Origin of the sequence: Natrialba chahannaoensis JCM 10990, from assembly GCF_000337135.1 — an archaeon.
In the GTDB taxonomy this organism is placed as follows: domain Archaea; phylum Halobacteriota; class Halobacteria; order Halobacteriales; family Natrialbaceae; genus Natrialba; species Natrialba chahannaoensis.
Genome location: NZ_AOIN01000064.1, coordinates 36,593 through 54,375, shown reverse-complemented (window position 1 = coordinate 54,375; position 17,783 = coordinate 36,593). Strand labels below are relative to the sequence as shown.

Below are 17,783 nucleotides of genomic sequence, written 5' to 3'. Positions count from 1 at the left end.
TCTCGAAACAGCTCGCAGCCAGTCAGTACCGGATCTCGAACCCGTTCTCCCCTTCGGGCTCCTCGAACTCGGCGTCGACGTTCTCAACCGCTGCCGACGGACTCCCCGTGTGACACCACTCGATCATCGACTCGACGGCCTCGTCGGAACCTTCGAAGATCGCTTCGACACGGCCATCATCGAGATTCCGCACCCAGCCATCGATTCCCTTTTCCTGGGCCGTATCGCGGGTATTCGCCCGGTAGTAAACGCCCTGCACGGTTCCCGAAACGAAAACGTGTGCACGCGTTCGGTCTGACTCGTCTGCCATACACGAGCACTCGAGTGCGACCGGCAAAAATCCCAGCCTCGGCGCGCCAGCGTCCGTCACACTGCCGGCTTACTCCCCACGCTCGAATCGCCGCGACCCAACGATCAGCCAGCCCGTGAGCGCGAACACCACGATCAGAAACCCGATCCAGGCAGCGTCGGTTGCCGCACCGTCTGCCGGCTGGGTGGACTCGAGTACCGCGAGCGCGAGGAGGAGTCCGGCGACGACGAGGATGTTCGTGCCGACGAACGAGGCGAGTCCCCCCTCGTCGGTGACGGTGTCGGGGTCGTAGCCGGCGATGAGTTCGGTGTGTCCGAAGTATTTGATCGCGATACCGAGTCCGCCGACGAAGATGGCGCTGGAGAGCAGGACGGCGGCTGCGGGGCCGTTCATACGCGGATAATGGCAGTGGTACTACAAATAAGTGCCCGACGAGTTCCGTTTGCTGGATCGATCATCACGAGCGGAGAGAGAGAGTGAGAGTCTGGATCGAACTCGAGTTCAGCCAATCTGATGACGACGGACCCACAGCTCGACCCAGGAACTCACCAGCATCAGTGCGAGTCCGGTCGGTGCCGTCACGAAGACCAGTCCGATGAGTGGATCACCAGGCCCTGGATTCGCCTCTGACCAGATCCAGACGCCGATAGTCAACACAGCGACGACTGCTGGCGTGAGCACTCGGTTCCGGACGAGAAGGAACGCCGGCAGCCCACCGAGAACGAAAAAGACCGCACTCGGTAGCAACTGGACTGGGTGCTCGAACGCGATCAGCGGGTAGTTCAACCCGGCGGCGTACCACGAAAGCACCGCTGCGCTCACAGCACCGCCGAGGACGAACGCGCCGACGGCGGATCGACGGACAGTTTCCATGACGTGATAATTGCATGTATGATTGTTCAACCCTTTGACTTGTAGCAAAGTCTGATATAGGGGCCAGTACAGGAGCGTCGCTGCTGTCGCCGGGAACGTGGGCGACAGTGCTGGACTGAACGACAACTCGTTTCGACCGACCGTTTCAGTCGCCAGTCCGCAGGTGATGAAAGACGTACGTCTGTGCATAGCCCGCGTACTCGCCGCCAAACTCCTCACGGAGCGCTCGCGACGTTTCGGTGTACGAGCCACAGTCACAGTGGGGATAGTGCTCCTCGATCGCCGTCTTGAGCCACGTATCGAGGGGCACCGCCTCGTCGAACTCGAGTGCAAAGAGCAACACGCAGTCGGCCACCTTGTCGCCGACGCCGACGAACTGACAGAGGTGCTCGCGAGCGGCTTCGTACTCGAGTGTCCGCGCGTCGTCGGGGTGGGTCTCGCCGCTGGCGACCATCTCGGCGGTGCGGACGACGTAGGGGGCGCGGTAGCCGAGTCCGAGGTCGCGGAGTTCGGCTTCGGTTGCGCTTGCGAGCTGGGCTGGCGTCGGGAAGGCATGGTAGGTGTCGCCGTTCAGGGAGACCTCGTCGCCGTACTCCCGCGCGAGTGTCGAGACCATCGAGTGGATGCGACTGACGCGCATCTGCGCCGAGCAGATGAACGAAACTAGCGTGCCAAAGGCCGGGTCAGTGACGAGGCGCATCCCGCGGTGGGCCTCGTAGGCCTCGTCTAACAGCGGATCGTCGGGTGCAGCGTCGACGATCGCCTCCAGATCGTCGTCCAGACGAAGGAGGCGACGGACGGTCGGCTCGGCGTCGGTCGTGGACTGCCACTCGAGTACCCCGTCGACTGTTCGCGCGCGGATCACGTCGCCGTCGACGACGGTGACGTACCACTCGCCGAGAGCGGGCGTCCCGCTGTACATCTCGCCGTCTGCGCGCCGCCAGAGGTAGGTCTGACCGCTTTCGAGCGTCCGATACAGATCGAGTCCGCCGGAGAGTTCCTCGAGGCGGATCGTCCCCGTTTCCATTCGGTGATCCCTACGGGGGCGTCGGCTTGGGCCTTTCGGACTGACGTCTCTACCGTTCTCAGGCCGCCTCGCGCTGTGTGTTACCGGGGCGAACCTTCATACTGCATGCGACACAATGTGTGTGTATGAACTGCAGGGTTGTCGTCGAAGCTGCAGTGCCGGTATTCGACGTCGAGACAGAAGATGAGGCGATTCGCATCGCCATCTCGAAGACGGGCGAGATGCTGAACCCTGACTTAAATTACGTCGAGATCAACATGGGCGAACGGACGTCCCCGTCCGGTGAAGAGTTACCACCTGCGTTCATCGCAGCCGACGAGGCGCTCGTCGCACTCGAACTCGAGATGACCGTGTTCAACGTCGAGCGTGAGGAGCACGCCTCCCGAATCGCTCGCAAGGAAATCGGACAGCGACTCGAGAACATTCCACTCGAGGTCGAGCAAGTGGAGGTTATCGAGGATGAAGACGACGATGATGCCGAAGACGACGAAGAGGCGACAGAGAGTACAGCGGATGCTGACGAGACGGCGGCCGACAGCGACGATGCAGATGTCGGTGGGGAGCTCTCGGAGACAGATACAGAGTCGGCGTCCTCGAGCGCGAGCAGTGGAGACGAAACTGACGGTGGGGAAAACACGCGGGTTGACGACGAGGGAGACGACCAGACGGACGAGGAGATCCTCCCTGAGTTTGAGGACCTAGTCGAGTAATCTGAATCACCAGGCGACTCGGGTAGATCCAGCGGTTTCTTTTGATTGAGAGCTTGTAGACCATGGCTCGACGACCCTGTGGTCGGTGTCTCTGATCGAACATTGCTGGCGGAGACTGTCTCATCATTGGCTGTCTCAGCACGAGGAATATCGGAACACTGCCTCCCGAACTGGTTCGGCACCAGTTTGTCACACTGCAGGGTAATCATCTTCTATCACGACAGTCGACCACAGTTCAGAGCACTTTTCTGTTCGATGGATCGTCGGAAGTGGGTGACTAGAGAGTCGATCAAAGGGGGTAGAAAGCTGGTGAGAGGCGGTTCTCGAGAAATCGCGTCTAACTATTACTGCTCGACTGTTCGTTCGGCCGAATTCAAAAACAGACACTGAGAAAGTACGACGGACGAGACATTGAGAGTAACTGACCTAAACGCGCACCCAGAACCTGCGTCGTGTTCCCCGTTGAATAGCATCACACTGTACGGACGGGCACTCGAGTACCACACCAGCGGAGGGCAGCTGGTTTGGAATCCAGTCTCGCCAGTAGTATACGTGTGTTCCTGAAGGGGGCTCCGTACGACTTAGTCTGCGGTAGCAGCGACAGCTTCCTGCTCGCTCTCGCGCATGTTCATCGTGATTCCGCCAGCGAGTGCAAAAACAGCGGCCTTGTGGTCGGTTTTCGATTTATGAATTGATGTCGGTCGAATACCAAGAGAGTCGTATTCGCCGAGGTCAATCTGACAGTTATCCCACTCTGCACACTGGTTCGATACCTCCGCAAGAAGGCCGTGAAGGTGAATGAGCTCCTGTTTCTTCATAACCATGCACTCCTATCCACTGCAGGGTTATATTATTATCTTGAGTCGCGTTACCATGCGTATAGGGACAACGTACGTGAAAATCCGGTACAAAAACTATTCGAAAACAGCTGCTAGCCGGATGAAACGGTTCACAACAACTCATTGTCACGGCAGTAGGAATCGCTATCGGTTGTCTCATTGCATGTTCGGGTAGGTCCGAATCTGGTCTGCGGTGACCAAAGGAGACAGATTCAGTGTTAGCCTAACTGTTTGAGATTCTGGAGGTCACGATCTGTTCGCATGAACTCAGCTGTGCGTCGAGAGGCGTGACAGTTCGGACAGTGAAACATTTCTGCCGACGCTGGGAGTGTCCCGGGCGACCGCTGCCAATCTTTCGCACATTCTGGACACAACAGCTGCACGGTCGTCTCGTCCATGGCACGCTATTACACACCATATGTGAAAAAGCTTGTCGCAGCTGTCTCACAATGGATGGCACTTAGAACAGACAAGAACCGCTACGGAAGTGAGATCAGTAGAGAGCAGCGTATAGACAGCAACAGTGTCACGTCAGATCAGTGTGTACGCTTAGGCTGGTGCAGCCGTGTCCGAGGCTTCGAGCAGTTCCTTGTAGCGGTTGCGGATCGTGACCTCGGAGATGCTCGCAACCTCGCTGACCTCGTTCTGGGTCACCTTCTCGTTGGTCAGTAGCGCGGCTGCGTAGACGCCGGCGGCGGCGAGTCCGACCGGCGACTTGCCGCTGTGAACGCCCTCCTTGCGGGCCGAGTCGAGCAGTTCACGGGCCATCCGCTCGGTCTCATCCGAGAGGTCAAGGTCGCTGACGAACCGGGGAACGTAGTGTTCCGGATCAGCGGGCTTGACCTCGAGCCCGAGTTCGCGGATGATGTAGCGGTACGTGCGGGTCAGCTCCATCTTGTCGACACGGCTCACGGCCGAGATCTCGTCGAGGCTGCGGGGCGTGCCGGCCTGACGGGCCGCAGCGTACAGCGACGACGTTGCAACGCCCTCGATGGATCGACCTGGGAGCAGGTCCTCCTCGAGTGCCCGGCGGTAGATGACCGACGCGGTCTCACGGACGTTCTCCGGCAGTCCGAGCGCGGAGGCCATGCGGTCGATCTCACCGAGCGCCTGCTTCAGGTTGCGCTCCTTGGAGTCGCGGGTTCGGAAGCGCTCGTTCCAGGTGCGAAGCCGTTGCATCTTCTGGCGCTGGCGGCTGGAGAGGGACTTGCCGTAGGCGTCTTTGTCCTGCCAGCCGATGTTGGTCGAGAGGCCCTGGTCGTGCATCATATTCGTCGTCGGCGCGCCGACGCGGGACTTCTGGTCCTTCTCGGCGGCGTCGAATGCACGCCACTCGGGGCCGCGGTCGATCTCGTCCTCTTCGACGACGAGGCCACACTCCTGACAGACCGTCTCTGCGTGTTCGTCGTCCGAGATGAGCCGACCACCACACTCCGGGCACTGCTCGCGCTCCTCGGAGCGGGTTGTCTCCTCCTCCTCAGTTCGTGTTCGCTCCTCGGTACGCTCGTTCGAGTAGGTTCGAAGGTTTGTATCAGTCATGGTGTATCGGGTTGGTTACTCGGGGCTCCCGGGTGGGGTAACCAGAAGAAACCCGGTCGCCTCGGCTAACATAGGGTTAGGCCGTAAGCCATATAAACGTTTCGTCTGGTTTATAAAACAATCGCAGTTCTGTTTATATGTGTTTCGGATATATACCCATTAATCATGTCTATAAACACTGGTTCACCGGGCTAGAAACGACGGTCGAATGACGGGAGTCTAATCCCAGCCCCGGTGGCATCGACGTTCGGATCACGACCCCCGTATGGAGAGATTACACAGTCGAATACTTTTCGACGGTTCACGTAAATGATCGGCTATGACCGTTCGATTCGGCGCGCTTACCGTCGACTGGCTCGACCTCGCGACCGTCCGACTCGAGGGACAGACAGGAACCGTGATCTACACCGATCCGGGCCCCGAACACTACGGCGTCCTTGACAGCGAGCCAAGAGACGGTGACCTCGTGCTCGTTTCCCACGGCGACCACTACGATCCCACCTCGATTCGTCGCGTCGCCCACGAAGACGCGATCGTCATCGTACACGACTCCATCGACGCAGGGCTACTCGAGTGGACCGACGAGCAACCGGAGGCGCTGCCGTACGAGGTCGAGCGCGTGCAGGCGAACGAGTCGTTCATCCTGGGACCGCTCGATCTCTCGACGACGCCTGCGTACAACGAGCCAGCGGGACCACACACGGACGAGCAGGGGCGGCCCTATCACCTGAAAGGCGAGGGCTGTGGTTTTCTCGTCACCATCGATGGCGTGACGGTCTTTTGGCCGGGTAATACCGACGCGCTGGCGGTGCACAACGACCTCGTCGTCGATCTCTTTTTGCCGCCGATCGGCGGCAGCACCACGATGGACCGCCACGAGGCTGCAGCGCTCGCCGAGCGACTCGAACCGGATTTAGTCCTCCCAGTGCATTACGACACGTTCGACGCGATCGTGGCCGACGAGAAGGCGTTCGCCGTCGATGTCGCGACCCGTGGGGTTCCGGTTGTCCTCGACTCGAACTAATGGATAGGTCTGTACATTCGAGGACAGATCCGCACCTATAAGTGACGAGTCACGAATTCTCCGACGAGAAATCATGATGGTCATTGACAATCGAACACTTTGGGGTGACTGGCGGTGACTCCTGACACAACACAATACGATCAACCTGAGACACGTGGTGAGTGCCGTGAGTACTGAGACGGGGCCAGGACCGGGATCGGAATCTGCCTCAGCGACGAGTGCGGACCTCGAAAGTGACGGTCTCACCTATCCCTCACGGAACTGGCGGGACTTCTTCAGGGATCACTTCGGCCCATCGATGCTCTGGGCACTGATCAGCATCGGTGGCAGCCACATCGTCCTTGCACCGACGCTCGGCGGGACGTTTGGCCTCTTCGCCATCTGGATGTTCGCGATCATCTACCTCGCGAAGTACGGCGGCTGGGAGCTCGGTATCCGGTACAACTACGGCGTCGGCGGCAACCCAGTCGAGGCCTACGATCAGCTTCCGGGCCCGAAAAACTGGATGCAGTGGTTCACGGTGGGCGTCTTCACCATCATGTACACCGGGATCACCGCCGCAGTCGGGATGAGCACTGCCTCGTTTGTCCAGGCGATGACACCGCTGTCGTTCCAGCAGTCGTTCGTCCTCTTCGTCGGCTTCGCGGGCGTGCTCGTCCTGTTGACGCGCTACAGCCTCCTCGAGAAGATCCTCATCGGCTTTACGGTCGCGCTGGGATTCCTCATTGTCCTCGGCGTGCTCGTCGGCCCGCCGTCGGGTGAGGTCGTCGCCGCGACGACGTTCACCGCACCGGACATCACCGGACCGCTGTTCATCGGCCTGTTCGCCGCGGCGGCCGGCTTCGCACCGACTGGCTTCAGTACCAGCGTCCTCATCGGCAGTTGGAGCATGGCCAAGGGAGAGGGTGCTGGCGAACTCCGTGAGCGCGACCTCGACCCGAACGACGAGCGCTACCACGACTACATCCACGCGTGGATCCAGACCGGACGCCGCGACTTCAACATCGGCTACGCGTTCAGCTTCGCGCTGATCGTCGCGATGGTGATCCTCGCCTCGAACGTCCTCTACCCGAACCCGCCACAGGACGCCGATCTCGCCGTCACGATCGGGAACATCCTGAGCCAGTCCTTCGGCGAGTGGTCCTACTACGCGATGATCCTCGGCGCGTTCGCCGCGCTGTACTCGACCGTCATCACGCTCCTCGATGGGGCGGCCCGCGCGACGGGCGACGTGCTCCCGATGGCACTCGAGCGTGACGACCTCGACAGCGAGCGGATTCGCAAGCTCGTCGTGGTCGGCATCGTCGCTGTGAGCTGCGGGATCGTGCTCACGCTCGGTGCCGTTCCGGTCACGTTCCTCATCTGGATCTCCGCGATCCTCGCGGTCACCGAGATCCTGTTCTACCCGGCGAACTGGTACGTCGTCAAAGAAAACCTGCCCGAGCAGTTCCAGCCCTCACGGACGTGGGTCATCTACTACGTGGTGAGCCTCATCGCGGTCACCATCTTCGGCCTCATGGGTGCTGCCCACGAGTTCGGCTACATCTAGACGCAGTTAGCTCGGGGTCGACGCCATTTCCTCACTTCTCGCACTCTTCTCCCGCAACCGCGCAAGCCGACGCCCGAGCGGCGGCCGACTCTTGAACACGACCCAGCGACCGCCGTCGACGAGTTCGAGGTTCTGTTCCTCGGCGGCGTACTCGAGTGCGCGGACGAGTTCGTCCCGTCCGACCACAGCAGCCGCGTAATCGTCAGCGCGGTAAAACGCCCGACGGGCGGCCCAGAGCGTGGGCAGGGCGAGCACCGCGACGAGGACGATAAAGATGGTAACGAGCGTCCCGGAGCCGAAGAGTAACACACCGACGCCGAGTGCGAGATAGCCGAGTAGGGAATACACTGCGTAGCCGCGGTAGTGAGCCCGTAGCTTGCCGGCGTGAACCGCGAAGATAGCCTCGAGTGTCTCGTCGTCGAACGCCTCCAGCACGCGTTCGGTGACGAATAGCTGTCGACGGCTGGGAACGCCGTAGATGTGGATTCCTGCCGTCTCGGGCATGTCGTCGAGGATCACGATGGACGAGACCGAGAGACCGCTGTGGTCACACCGTTCGCGGAGACGCTCACGCTCGGCCGATGTCGGCTCGCGGGTGTCCCGAAAGACGTGGGCCAGTACCGGGTTGGCGAATGCGAGCGCGACCATCGCCCCGAGCAGGAGCAGCCAGTACACCGCGGGGCCATCGTCGGCGAGCGCTCGAAGGAGGAGTGCGAGCACCGCCGCGAACAGGACACTGAGCGCGAGGGCGTACCGACCGAGGCTTCGAAGCGCGGTTCTCATCGGGAGGTCGATCTCCTGGACGTCTCGGATCGCCGGCACGAGCGTCGCGTAGACAGCGAGGGTCACAGCCGCAGTAGTGAGCGCGGCCGTAAGCTGGACGACGAACTCGGCGGCGAGTGAACTGTCGGAGATCGGCGTCGCCGCTGCGAGTGTCGTTCGTACGACCAGCCCGTGGCCAAGCGTAAACAGGGTCGCGTACGTGAGCACGGCGACGCCCCACAGTGCGACGAGCAGTCGACGAAGCCAGCGCGTCGGAGTCGACGAGCGCAACGCACGGCGAGATGCGAGCCAGAACGCCGGCGCGAACACCAGCAGGAGGGCAAGCACGGCGTTGGCGATGGTTACGGGTGACACATTTTCAATGTGTTCAGGAGAGGCACATATACTCCGCGATTTTCTCGGTACTCGAATTCGCCATTCCCCGTTCCCGGGTTGTTGGCAGACAATACAACGTTCTCAGAACACTGACTGACTAATCAGTCAGCTTAAGACCATCCAGCCGTTACCCTGATTCGGGAGGATGGAAACACAACGACCAACGCTGCGAGAAGACCTCGGACGAGCGAGAGAAGAACGTGTAGTTCACCTCTGGGGAGCGATCGGGTCTGCAATCGTCTCGATTTTCGTTCCGATTCTCGGGCTGATCACGGTCTACAGCGGGTACAAACTGACCGACGTAATGAGTCGGCGCTGGTTCGGATTGCTCTTCGCAGCGTTTGGACTGGCGAACGTGGTATCCTGGATTCTGTGGTTTGCCATGCTCGCCGGCTACATCTAAGCTAGCATCAGAGAACGACGGCAAGCGGCTCGAACCAGACGGCGGCGACTAACACCGCCAGAAAGACGTACGAGCCGCGAATGAGCAACATTGTCGCGAGATCTGGCGGCGCTCGCGCGGCGATTATGGCGACCACGGCGAACGCGAGTCCTGCAACCACTGCCGTCGGTGGAAAGTGTTGTGTGACGACGAATCCGATGACGACGAGCAGCGCTGTCGCCATCAACCCGTAAGCAACTGTGTATGCCCGTTGTGGGCCGACGATCACCGCAACAGTCCGCTTTTCGATCGACCGATCGTAGTCATAGTCCTGTGCGTCGTCGATCACCTTGATCCCCGAGAGCAGCAGGAAAAAGACGAGCGCGAAGCCGAGGGGCACGGCCGCGATCGTCGTCGCCTGGACGTAGAAGCCGCCGAGCAGCGACAGCGCGATGCCAAGCGGGTATCCTGTCGTCGCGGTCAGTGGATTCATGTCCAACTGGGGCGCGTGATGGTAAGCGATGAGCCACGTTGGCACTGTCAGGGCGACAGCAACCCAGTTGACCAGCAGCGCCAGCAGGAGACAGCAGAGTGTAAAGACCGCGGTCGAGAGGGCGAGGCCGAGTCGACAGCCCTGCTCGGTGAGCGGGTGATCGTCGTCCTCGTCGCGGACGTAGAAGTCGACGTAGCCGTCCTTGATGTGGGCCGTATAGACCGCGGCGAACATCGCGACGATGTGGATCGCTGCGAGCACCGGGTTCACGGTCGTCGCGAGCAGCGCACCGAACAGGGACGCAGCCAGCGGCGGCAGCATAAACACCGGATGCACCTGCGACAAGTACGCCCGCGTTGTCGCCTCAGCGCCAGCGCCGCGTCTCGCGAGAGCCATGGCAAGAGGGACATCGAACGGCCCTATAATACCCGGCCCGGCGTCACACCGGCTGTGAGTCACGCGTGGGGTGAGTGAATTGGAAAGTGGAACGGAAAGATGGGGTAGGATGGACAGGATGAAGACTGAAGACTGGAGAGCATCGATAGATCGGCTGTCCCCACGTCGGAACCGTGAACTGCGTGCACAGCAACGCAAGACCGGAACAACCGGAACACACAATTTGATGTGTCGTCCCGTATCACGATCGACCATGACAGACACAGCCGAACACACCGGTTCCGATCTCTTCGTCGAGGCCCTCGAGCAGTACGGCGTCGACTATCTCTTTGGCAACCCCGGCACAACCGAACTGCCGCTCATGGACGCCGTCAGTCAGAGCGAACTCGAGTACATCCTCGGATTGCACGAGGACGTTGCGGTGGGGATGGCAGGCGGCTACGCCCAGACGCGGCGATACCACTCCCATCACGACGAGTCGATTATGCCGGTCGGCGTGGTGAATCTGCACATCGCGCCCGGGCTTGCCCACGGGCTGGGGAACCTGTACGCCGCGAGCATCACCGGCGCGCCGCTGGTCGTGACGGCGGGTAACCACAGCACGGACTTCCGACACGAGGAGCCGATTCTGTCGGGCGACCTGACCGAAATGGCCGACCAGTTCTGCAAGTGGTCCGACGAAGTGCTCGACGTCGAGGCACTGCCGACGATGCTCCGACGGGCGTTCCGCGTCGCGATGACGCCGCCGACCGGTCCCGTCTTCCTCGGCTTGCCGCTCGACGTGATGCTCGCCGAGACGGACGCCGAGCCCGAACGGCTGGGGCCGATCCCGAACGGCGGGAGCGGCGATCCGGCGCAACTCGAGCACGCCGCCGAGTTGCTGGCCGAGGCAGACGAACCGGTGATGGTTGTGGGCGATCACGTTGCGCGCTCGGGGGCGGATGCGGTCGCGGCGGCGGTCGATCTCGCAGAGACGACCGGGGCGCGCGTCCACGGGGAAATTCTGACCTGCGAGGTCGACTTCCCGACGGATCACGAGCAGTGGGTGTCCTACATCCCACCGAACGACAGCCTGGCGTCGATGCTGATGGATACGGACACGATCGCGTTCGTGGGTTGCTCGACGAACACGACGCTGACGCGCTACGAGGAGACGCTGGTCGATCCGGAGACGACCTGCATCCACGTCGGCGACGACGCCTGGCAGCTCGGGAAGAACCAGACGGCGGACGCGGCCGTCATCGGCGACCCCGGGTTGGCACTACAGGAGTTAAACGAACGCGTCTCGTCGAAGGTTTCCGAGGAGACCGTTACGGAGCGACTCGAGACGGTCACCGCAGTGAAAGAGATGGTCGATGCCAAGATGTCCCAGATGGGCACGGGCGATGCGGAAGACGATCCGCGGGCGTCGAAGGCCGAACTGGTCGACGCGCTAGAGCGGGCGGCCGGCGATGCCTACATCGTCGACGAAGGAGTAACCTCGAAGTACGCCATGCTGACCCGCTGGGACCTCGCGCCGGAGCAGTACATCTCGAACAAGGGCGGTGGCCTGGGCTATGGGCTGCCCGCGGCCGTCGGGGCTGCTGTGGCGGAGAGCCAGCGCGATGAGCCGCGGGAGGTCGTGGGCTTCATCGGCGATGGCTCGTATCTCTACTATCCGCACTCGATCTACAGCGCGGCGAGACACGACCTCGACCTGACGGTGGTGGTCTCGGATAACCGCAACTACCGGATTCTCAAGGACAACACGCTGGGGCTGCTTGGCGGCGAAGAAGCGGAGTACGACTTTGTCGGAATGGACTTCGAGCCACCGGTGGATATCGTCCAGAACGCACAGAGCCACGGGGCACGGGCGGAGCTCGTAGAAACGCCCGATGAGATCGAGGACGCGGTATCGGCAGCGATGGAGCGCGAGGGGACGGACGTACTAGACGTGCTGGTACACGACTGATCAGTTCGGACTCTATCAGTCAGAAGAGCAGATCACCGATAGGCCAGTTGGTGTTGGCGGTGGACTGCAATCCAAAGGGCCGAGTGCAGACACGTTCACCATCTGGAGAAGGCATTATTTTAACCTCTCTTGAGCACACCAACATCTCTGAAACCATTAGTCATTACCAAAAATTTATGTCTTCGTCTATAAGAATCTCCTACTGTAATGTCCGAGGACAACCATCACGATTTCAATAGGAGAAGCGTGTTGAAGAAGTTCGGCGTAGGTGCTGGTGTTTCCGTTCTACCAGTTGCGTTTTCACGGAAAACCCGGGCGCATGAAGAACAGGTAATTCCCATCTTATTCACTGTTAACCATTATGAGCACTATGATGGTGGGAACACCTGTTGTGAGCATCCAACTCGGGACGAAATTTCCGGTAGAAGTCTTGCAGGTAGCATGACTCTTTTATGGGAAGATGAAGTTGGAGATGGTGAGTATCTGATGGATTTCGATGGCAGACACTCCGAAAGTCTGCCCGAGAGTGCTTTTGACAGTGATGATCTGGGTACGCGTGCTGTAGATGCTGACCACTACTTACAAGATAACTCAGCAAGATATAATTATGATTCTTGGCCGTTTATAATCGTGTTAGATTATAACTTCAAGAATGACACGAGTACTTACGGTGATGCCATGAGTTGGCATAATAAAACTGCAGTCGTCGATACTGCTTTCTTCGATAAACCGGGAGACACCCCCTTCGAGCCGGATGGGTTTTACGGTGAAACCGGGATTAGAGGAACAGTGTTCCGAGCAATTGCAGATGGATTCGCTAGCTGTTCGGTTACTGATGCAACAACGAACTCCTCTGGTGACTTCTCACTAATCGCGAGAGAGGAGTCAAAAGCCATTGCAGGTTGTGGAAACACAAGTGGTGACGGTGACCAAGCACTATTTGTGTCGCAGTGTACTCGAGATCAGATTCAGAGCACGATAGATAGGAACTAGCGCAAGGCACAGAGTACACATCTCTTCGGTTCGTGCTCTCTTTTAACGGTAGAAATAAGTCACTACGGGTGTTGCTGCGCTGAAACGCGCAGCAACGCCCGCCAAACCCACATTTTCAGCCGATCGAACGACTTGTAGATCGTGCTGTAATCCGGCAGCTCGTCCTGATCTAGGTCAAGTACGTCACGAACCTCAGACATGTACTTCAGCTGGTTAGGCGTTTCACGGTAGCTATGTCCATCTTCGAGCCGATAACAGTGCAAAACGACATGTACGCGGGCTCGCCCGCGTACTTCCCCAACGCTTGTTTGGCTAGGTCTCGACACTGCTCAACGGAGTCGAGTATATCGATTTCCTCGACTTCATCCTTCTAACCCGTGATATCAGCGGATTAGATTGCTCTTCAACAGAGCACATAGAAGTATTATCGATGGCTGTTGTGGAGTTCAGCCGTCAGCTGTACCGAAGCCGTAGCCTCGTGAGTTCTTCCATGACCCCGATCCAGTCGAGCTAGCCGCTCTGAACGGCGGTTTTCAAAGCCAACCGATGGAATTGAGCAGTACTGAGAGTAGTAGCTAACGACGAATGCTTGCGATCCTTTCGGATCGGTTTCTCGATGTGACTGCTCGAGGGTGACTGACGAGTCAGTCTCGAGTACTCGAAGTTTCGAGCGAGAGTCACGACCATTCGACGGCGTAAGAAGTCACCAATCGGTCAATATCCTAACGTTCTTTACGATTGCTTGAGTATCCAACAGACGCGCACGAAAGTGCGCAGAGCCGGAGTCCAAGCATCCAAACTAGGAACTCCGGCTCATATGCGGCCCCCGCGTAGCGGGAGCACTCCATCATTGACGGCGACGAAATAAAGACCTGCCGACCTATCGCCAACAGAGTCTCACAGGCGGTTGGATCATCTTGGGGTGCGCTTCGCTGCGTGTCGGGCCACGCTATCAGCTTGACACATGCACTGTGAACTGACGATCCACTGTAAGTGCGGTACTGACATCCGCGCGGACCCGACGCAGGGCGCGATCACGTGTCCCGACTGCGAGTCGACGTTCGCCGCGCGAATCATTGATCTTGAGACTACCAATGCATCCCGCTATTTCCACGGCACTCACTCGTATCGCGGCCCGTAACGACCTCAACGTGGCCGATCTGCCACCGCTGTACGANCCCGCTATTTCCACGGCACTCACTCGTATCGCGGCCCGTAACGACCTCAACGTGGCCGATCTGCCACCGCTGTACGAGGTCGTTGATCCAGAGGCACTGGCTGCGGTGCTTGAGTCTGGCGGGAACACCCTCGTTGGCTTCGAGTACGAAGGCTATCGCGTCGTGATCGGGAACGGGCCTGACGACGTGGCGGTGGAGGTGATCGACGAGAACCGGTGACGGATCGTCAACAGGAAGTGGCTGTCGATCACCGCGTTTTTCTCAGTGTTATCAGTTCGGCCAGCGCCTCGAAGGTGCTCGCCGAGTACCCACATTGATATCCGTTTCGTATCCCGATCGGTTGAATCGCCCCGTCTGGCCACTCTTTGACCGCATAGGCATTGCTGCAGTCGAGACATTCGTCGGTTGTCCGTTCGCTCTCTCCGTCGGGCATCTCTTAAAGCATCTTGGCCACGGATCGGCGTTAGCACTACTTTTGGATATACAACGCTTTTAAACAGATTATTTATGGATATAGTCGCTGGGACCGGTATGTTAGCAGTCCTACTTATCGGCTAATTCACCAGGAGTGTCAATGTAATCAACACAGTGAGAAGGGTTCTATGAGCCCTCGTTGGGTTGGCTGGTGGAGGCTGAACGGTGAGTGTCAAGTCAGATTCCGGTGTGAGAACGGGCTTCGGGAGACGCGTGGTGAGTTAGAAGCGACGCCGACCGCCCGGGCCACCAGGGCCACCAGGACCGCCGGGGCCACCCGGTCCACCGCCGCCGAGCTGGAACTGATTCGCGGTGCGGACGTTCTTCGTTCGCTTGATGTATGCACCGTAGGCCAGCCCGATGACGAGACCGACGAGGTGGGCTGCGTGGGCGATACCACCGGCACCACCCGCACCAGTGCCGATGAAACCGACGCTGATGAGCGCCGTCCCCACCGCGAGCATCCAGAGCCGAACGGGGACGATCATGTAGAGGTAGACGGTGAGGTTTGGATTCAGGATGGTGAGCACGCCCATGATCGCGAGGGCTGCGCCGCTGGCTCCAACAACTCCCGGGCCAACACCTGGCTGATACATTTGGATGGCAACCTGACTCAAGCCAGCGATGGCACCGCTGACGAGGAACAGAATGAGGAAGTTCCGCGACCCGATGTATCGCTCGACGAGCGGACCGAAGAAGAATATCACGATGGCGTTGAACGCGATGTGAACGATGCCGCCGTGGGCGAAGATCGAGGTCACCCAGGTCCAGACGTACTCCGGATTCTGCGGCGTCAACACGAACAGCGAGCGCTGGAGGCTGGCAGAGCCGAACGTGCCGACGAGCAATTGCGCGAGGAATGTAATCCCCATCAGCGCGAGGACTGTGTAGGTCATATTCCCGCGGAAGTACGCGAGTGGCCCGCCGGGACCCGTATCTATCGGCACCTTGTCAGCGATGCTCGCCGTTTTCGACGTGCTGGCACCGCTTCCGCCGTTGACACTCTCGTCGAAACCGCTATCGAAGACTCCGCCCGGATCGTTCCAGTTTTGGAGTCCGGAACAGTCGTGGTTCTCCGGCAGCCGATGGTCGGCACAGTAGGTCCCCCCGCAGTGCCGACAGTTGTACGGCATGCTTTCGTCCTTCCGACACACGTCGCACTTGGCCATTGGCGGGGGGTATGTGCGGCGTCGCTAAGGGGTTTGGGGTTCCGCTCATCGACCGCACACCGTCCGTTGTCACATCCAAACGCCAACCCGTCGGTCTCTGTTACTCGTCGTAACATTCTTTCATCCATTAATGAGCCAGTATTTATATCTGCCCGCGTTGTGTTCTCTGTCGTCTCAATGACCGACACGGACCCCGAGTCCGCATTTCAGTCCGGAGCCGGGAAGAAGGAGAAAAACGAGGAGACGGACAGCAATCAGGTCACAAACTCCTCCGAAACCGGCAACAGAGACGACTTTGCGGCACTCGGCTACGAGTTCCGACACCACTTGGCTGTCGTCTACGGCAACTCAGAACTCCTCCTCGAGGAGGCCTTCGGCTCACTCTCTCCCGATCAGCGAGAAGCACTCGAGAAGATTGTCGCGAACGCCAGTGAACTGACCGCGCTCACCGCGCATACGTTTGAGACGAACGACAGTGACGACGCGATCGACTACACCGATCAGTTCCCCGATCCGACTGGGAGCGACGAGCCGACGCTGGCGGAGTCCGACGTGTTCGACCCGATCGCACTGGCTCTCCAGAGCGAGTCGTTCGCCGATCTCGTCGTCGAACAACTCGAGTTAGCAGATCACGAGGCAGTGACGGTCGGGGCTGACAACGAGCGCGCCGAAAATGAGATGAGTGACGAATCTGCCGAGTGCCGCGAATTGGATCGGCCACACCATCTCGTGGTCGACTGCGGGTTTCCGACACCGGAGACTATCGAGTGGCTCGAAAAGATCACAGAGTCGACGGAGCAGCGGCAGTCGTTGACGCTTGTGTCGTCTGTCGATCCGGCCGAGATCAAAGACGAGGAAACGAAAGCGAGTGGTGGGGCTGGCGACACTGTCAGCGTCGCTGGCCCACTGCTCGGGATTGACGGTGTTCTCGACTCAGACGCGAGTCAATCCACTGTGGTCGATCTCCTGGCAGACGGGCTGGTACACACACCCGACGCGCCACCGATTTCGACGATCCACATCGCCGGTGACGGAACGGAGGCACTCGCCTCGTCGCTCACTGTCCAGCGCCAGACGACGGCGACACTCCCAGAACTCGACCCCAGTGGCGATTCGTGTCTCTTCCTCGGACCGGACGTCTTCGAGCAGTGTGACCCGCTTACACTCTCGCGGTTCCGGTCGCCTGCTGGCGCACCACAGCGACCAATCCCGATCGTCGCAATCACCGAGTTCACCCTATTCAATCAGGAGTGGATTCCGACCTGCGGTGCGGACCTCTTTGCACACAAACCCATAACCGCCGCCGAGTTCGCAGCCGAACTCCGCTGCTGGCTGTCTGGAGGTGAGGACTGATGCAAGTACTGGTCGCCGAAGACGACGAACACGTCAACGAGATGCTCGTGTACCGGCTCGAAACCGCGGGCTACGATGTGGTCTCCTTTCAGGACGGCGAGGAATGCTGGGAGTTCCTCACAGATGTCGACGAGCCACCGGACGCCCTGCTGCTTGACGTGATGATGCCCGGCATGGACGGCCTCGACGTCCTCAGACGGCTCCGTGAATACGATTTCGACCCGGAACCCGCCGTCATCATCGTCTCCGGCCGCGGCCTGGAGCAAGACGTCCTGACCGGCTTCGACCTCGGTGCGGACGACTACGTCACGAAACCGTTCAGCCCTTCGGAAGTCGTCGCCAGACTCCGACGAATACTCGAGTAA

The 17,783-nt window shown here is 59.7% G+C and carries 19 protein-coding genes and 1 pseudogene; 9 read left to right on the top strand and 11 right to left on the bottom strand.

The genetic code is table 11. The features are described from left to right. Positions 1-22: 22 nt before the first annotated feature. From C482_RS11830 to C482_RS11815, 4 genes are all read right to left on the bottom strand, one after another. Entirely contained in the window at positions 23-310 is a 288-nt protein-coding gene (locus C482_RS11830) for an acylphosphatase (RefSeq protein WP_006167861.1), read from the bottom strand. 69 nt (positions 311-379) lie between these two features. Next, positions 380-703 carry a DUF3784 domain-containing protein gene (locus tag C482_RS11825; protein ID WP_006167860.1) on the bottom strand — a complete coding sequence of 108 codons (324 nt, stop codon included), beginning with the start codon at positions 701-703 and terminating at the stop codon, positions 380-382. Positions 704-811: 108 nt separating this feature from the next. Continuing rightward, complete coding sequence (locus C482_RS11820) at positions 812-1,183, bottom strand: hypothetical protein (protein ID WP_006167859.1); 372 nt, start codon at positions 1,181-1,183, stop codon at positions 812-814. Between the two features lie 145 nt (positions 1,184-1,328). Beyond that, positions 1,329-2,210 (bottom strand): DNA-3-methyladenine glycosylase family protein, encoded by an 882-nt coding sequence (locus C482_RS11815; RefSeq protein WP_006167858.1) that lies wholly within the window; start codon positions 2,208-2,210, stop codon positions 1,329-1,331. Positions 2,211-2,335: 125 nt separating this feature from the next. Between C482_RS11815 and C482_RS11810 the strand changes: the two genes are divergently transcribed. Beyond that, entirely contained in the window at positions 2,336-2,920 is a 585-nt protein-coding gene (locus tag C482_RS11810) for a DUF555 domain-containing protein (RefSeq protein WP_006167857.1), read from the top strand. Positions 2,921-3,501: 581 nt separating this feature from the next. On the opposite strand, the gene C482_RS11805 is transcribed toward C482_RS11810, so the two are convergent. From C482_RS11805 to C482_RS11795, 3 genes are all read right to left on the bottom strand, one after another. After that, entirely contained in the window at positions 3,502-3,738 is a 237-nt protein-coding gene (locus C482_RS11805; protein ID WP_006167856.1) for a UPF0058 family protein, read from the bottom strand. Positions 3,739-3,977: 239 nt separating this feature from the next. Then, a complete protein-coding gene (locus tag C482_RS22395; RefSeq protein WP_049896666.1) occupies positions 3,978-4,157 on the bottom strand; it encodes a DUF7836 family putative zinc-binding protein in 180 nt (59 codons plus the stop codon). Between the two features lie 151 nt (positions 4,158-4,308). Further along, positions 4,309-5,298: a transcription initiation factor IIB gene (locus C482_RS11795; protein ID WP_006167855.1), complete on the bottom strand. Its 990-nt coding sequence runs from the start codon at positions 5,296-5,298 to the stop codon at positions 4,309-4,311. A 319-nt stretch (positions 5,299-5,617) separates the two neighbouring features. Here C482_RS11795 and C482_RS11790 point away from each other — a divergent pair, with 319 nt between their 5' ends. Both C482_RS11790 and C482_RS11785 read left to right on the top strand, forming a co-directional pair. Then, positions 5,618-6,322 (top strand): MBL fold metallo-hydrolase, encoded by a 705-nt coding sequence (locus tag C482_RS11790; protein WP_006167854.1) that lies wholly within the window; start codon positions 5,618-5,620, stop codon positions 6,320-6,322. Positions 6,323-6,488: 166 nt separating this feature from the next. After that, positions 6,489-7,871: an Nramp family divalent metal transporter gene (locus tag C482_RS11785; RefSeq protein WP_049896677.1), complete on the top strand. Its 1,383-nt coding sequence runs from the start codon at positions 6,489-6,491 to the stop codon at positions 7,869-7,871. Positions 7,872-7,877: 6 nt separating this feature from the next. Here C482_RS11785 and C482_RS11780 read toward each other — a convergent pair whose 3' ends face one another. Further along, complete coding sequence (locus tag C482_RS11780; protein ID WP_049896664.1) at positions 7,878-9,008, bottom strand: M48 family metalloprotease; 1,131 nt, start codon at positions 9,006-9,008, stop codon at positions 7,878-7,880. A 166-nt stretch (positions 9,009-9,174) separates the two neighbouring features. On the opposite strand from C482_RS11780, the gene C482_RS11775 reads away from it, so the two are divergent. Next, the gene (locus C482_RS11775) at positions 9,175-9,432 is read left to right on the top strand and encodes a hypothetical protein (protein WP_006167851.1); all 258 of its coding nucleotides are present in this window, start codon (positions 9,175-9,177) and stop codon (positions 9,430-9,432) included. A 7-nt stretch (positions 9,433-9,439) separates the two neighbouring features. Here the strand turns inward: C482_RS11775 and C482_RS11770 are convergent, their stop codons facing one another. Further along, on the bottom strand, positions 9,440-10,300 hold the full coding sequence (locus C482_RS11770; protein ID WP_006167850.1) for a UbiA family prenyltransferase: 861 nt from the start codon (positions 10,298-10,300) through the stop codon (positions 9,440-9,442). A gap of 253 nt (positions 10,301-10,553) precedes the next feature. Here C482_RS11770 and C482_RS11765 point away from each other — a divergent pair, with 253 nt between their 5' ends. Together C482_RS11765 and C482_RS21180 are read left to right on the top strand one after the other, a co-directional pair. Continuing rightward, complete coding sequence (locus C482_RS11765; RefSeq protein WP_006167849.1) at positions 10,554-12,251, top strand: thiamine pyrophosphate-binding protein; 1,698 nt, start codon at positions 10,554-10,556, stop codon at positions 12,249-12,251. Positions 12,252-12,458: 207 nt separating this feature from the next. Beyond that, a complete protein-coding gene (locus tag C482_RS21180; protein ID WP_152422001.1) occupies positions 12,459-13,244 on the top strand; it encodes a hypothetical protein in 786 nt (261 codons plus the stop codon). Between the two features lie 65 nt (positions 13,245-13,309). Here the strand turns inward: C482_RS21180 and C482_RS11760 are convergent. Beyond that, positions 13,310-13,596: pseudogene (locus C482_RS11760) on the bottom strand (IS5/IS1182 family transposase); the annotation flags it as partial. A gap of 817 nt (positions 13,597-14,413) precedes the next feature. On the opposite strand from C482_RS11760, the gene C482_RS11755 reads away from it, so the two are divergent. Further along, entirely contained in the window at positions 14,414-14,641 is a 228-nt protein-coding gene (locus C482_RS11755) for a HalOD1 output domain-containing protein (protein ID WP_049896676.1), read from the top strand. Between the two features lie 476 nt (positions 14,642-15,117). Here the strand turns inward: C482_RS11755 and C482_RS11745 are convergent, their stop codons facing one another. Next, entirely contained in the window at positions 15,118-16,065 is a 948-nt protein-coding gene (locus C482_RS11745; RefSeq protein WP_083858613.1) for a rhomboid family intramembrane serine protease, read from the bottom strand. Positions 16,066-16,242: 177 nt separating this feature from the next. On the opposite strand from C482_RS11745, the gene C482_RS11740 reads away from it, so the two are divergent. Next, positions 16,243-17,418 carry a hypothetical protein gene (locus C482_RS11740; protein WP_006167844.1) on the top strand — a complete coding sequence of 392 codons (1,176 nt, stop codon included), beginning with the start codon at positions 16,243-16,245 and terminating at the stop codon, positions 17,416-17,418. Next, positions 17,418-17,783, top strand: coding sequence for a response regulator transcription factor (locus C482_RS11735; protein ID WP_006167843.1), 366 nt, complete (start codon positions 17,418-17,420; stop codon positions 17,781-17,783). Before C482_RS11740 ends, C482_RS11735 begins: the two co-directional genes overlap by 1 nt.

Excerpts from the sequence above, each read along its gene's own strand:
- C482_RS11830 (WP_006167861.1), bottom strand. The coding sequence starts at position 310 with ATGGCAGACGAGTCAGACCGAACGCGTGCACACGTTTTCGTTTCGGGA.
- C482_RS11825 (WP_006167860.1), bottom strand. The coding sequence starts at position 703 with ATGAACGGCCCCGCAGCCGCCGTCCTGCTCTCCAGCGCCATCTTCGTC.
- C482_RS11820 (WP_006167859.1), bottom strand. The coding sequence starts at position 1,183 with ATGGAAACTGTCCGTCGATCCGCCGTCGGCGCGTTCGTCCTCGGCGGT.
- C482_RS11815 (WP_006167858.1), bottom strand. The coding sequence starts at position 2,210 with ATGGAAACGGGGACGATCCGCCTCGAGGAACTCTCCGGCGGACTCGAT.
- C482_RS11810 (WP_006167857.1), top strand. The coding sequence starts at position 2,336 with ATGAACTGCAGGGTTGTCGTCGAAGCTGCAGTGCCGGTATTCGACGTC.
- C482_RS11805 (WP_006167856.1), bottom strand. The coding sequence starts at position 3,738 with ATGAAGAAACAGGAGCTCATTCACCTTCACGGCCTTCTTGCGGAGGTA.
- C482_RS22395 (WP_049896666.1), bottom strand. The coding sequence starts at position 4,157 with ATGGACGAGACGACCGTGCAGCTGTTGTGTCCAGAATGTGCGAAAGAT.
- C482_RS11795 (WP_006167855.1), bottom strand. The coding sequence starts at position 5,298 with ATGACTGATACAAACCTTCGAACCTACTCGAACGAGCGTACCGAGGAG.
- C482_RS11790 (WP_006167854.1), top strand. The coding sequence starts at position 5,618 with ATGACCGTTCGATTCGGCGCGCTTACCGTCGACTGGCTCGACCTCGCG.
- C482_RS11775 (WP_006167851.1), top strand. The coding sequence starts at position 9,175 with ATGGAAACACAACGACCAACGCTGCGAGAAGACCTCGGACGAGCGAGA.
- C482_RS11770 (WP_006167850.1), bottom strand. The coding sequence starts at position 10,300 with ATGGCTCTCGCGAGACGCGGCGCTGGCGCTGAGGCGACAACGCGGGCG.
- C482_RS11765 (WP_006167849.1), top strand. The coding sequence starts at position 10,554 with ATGACAGACACAGCCGAACACACCGGTTCCGATCTCTTCGTCGAGGCC.
- C482_RS21180 (WP_152422001.1), top strand. The coding sequence starts at position 12,459 with ATGTCCGAGGACAACCATCACGATTTCAATAGGAGAAGCGTGTTGAAG.
- C482_RS11745 (WP_083858613.1), bottom strand. The coding sequence starts at position 16,065 with ATGGCCAAGTGCGACGTGTGTCGGAAGGACGAAAGCATGCCGTACAAC.
- C482_RS11740 (WP_006167844.1), top strand. The coding sequence starts at position 16,243 with ATGACCGACACGGACCCCGAGTCCGCATTTCAGTCCGGAGCCGGGAAG.
- C482_RS11735 (WP_006167843.1), top strand. The coding sequence starts at position 17,418 with ATGCAAGTACTGGTCGCCGAAGACGACGAACACGTCAACGAGATGCTC.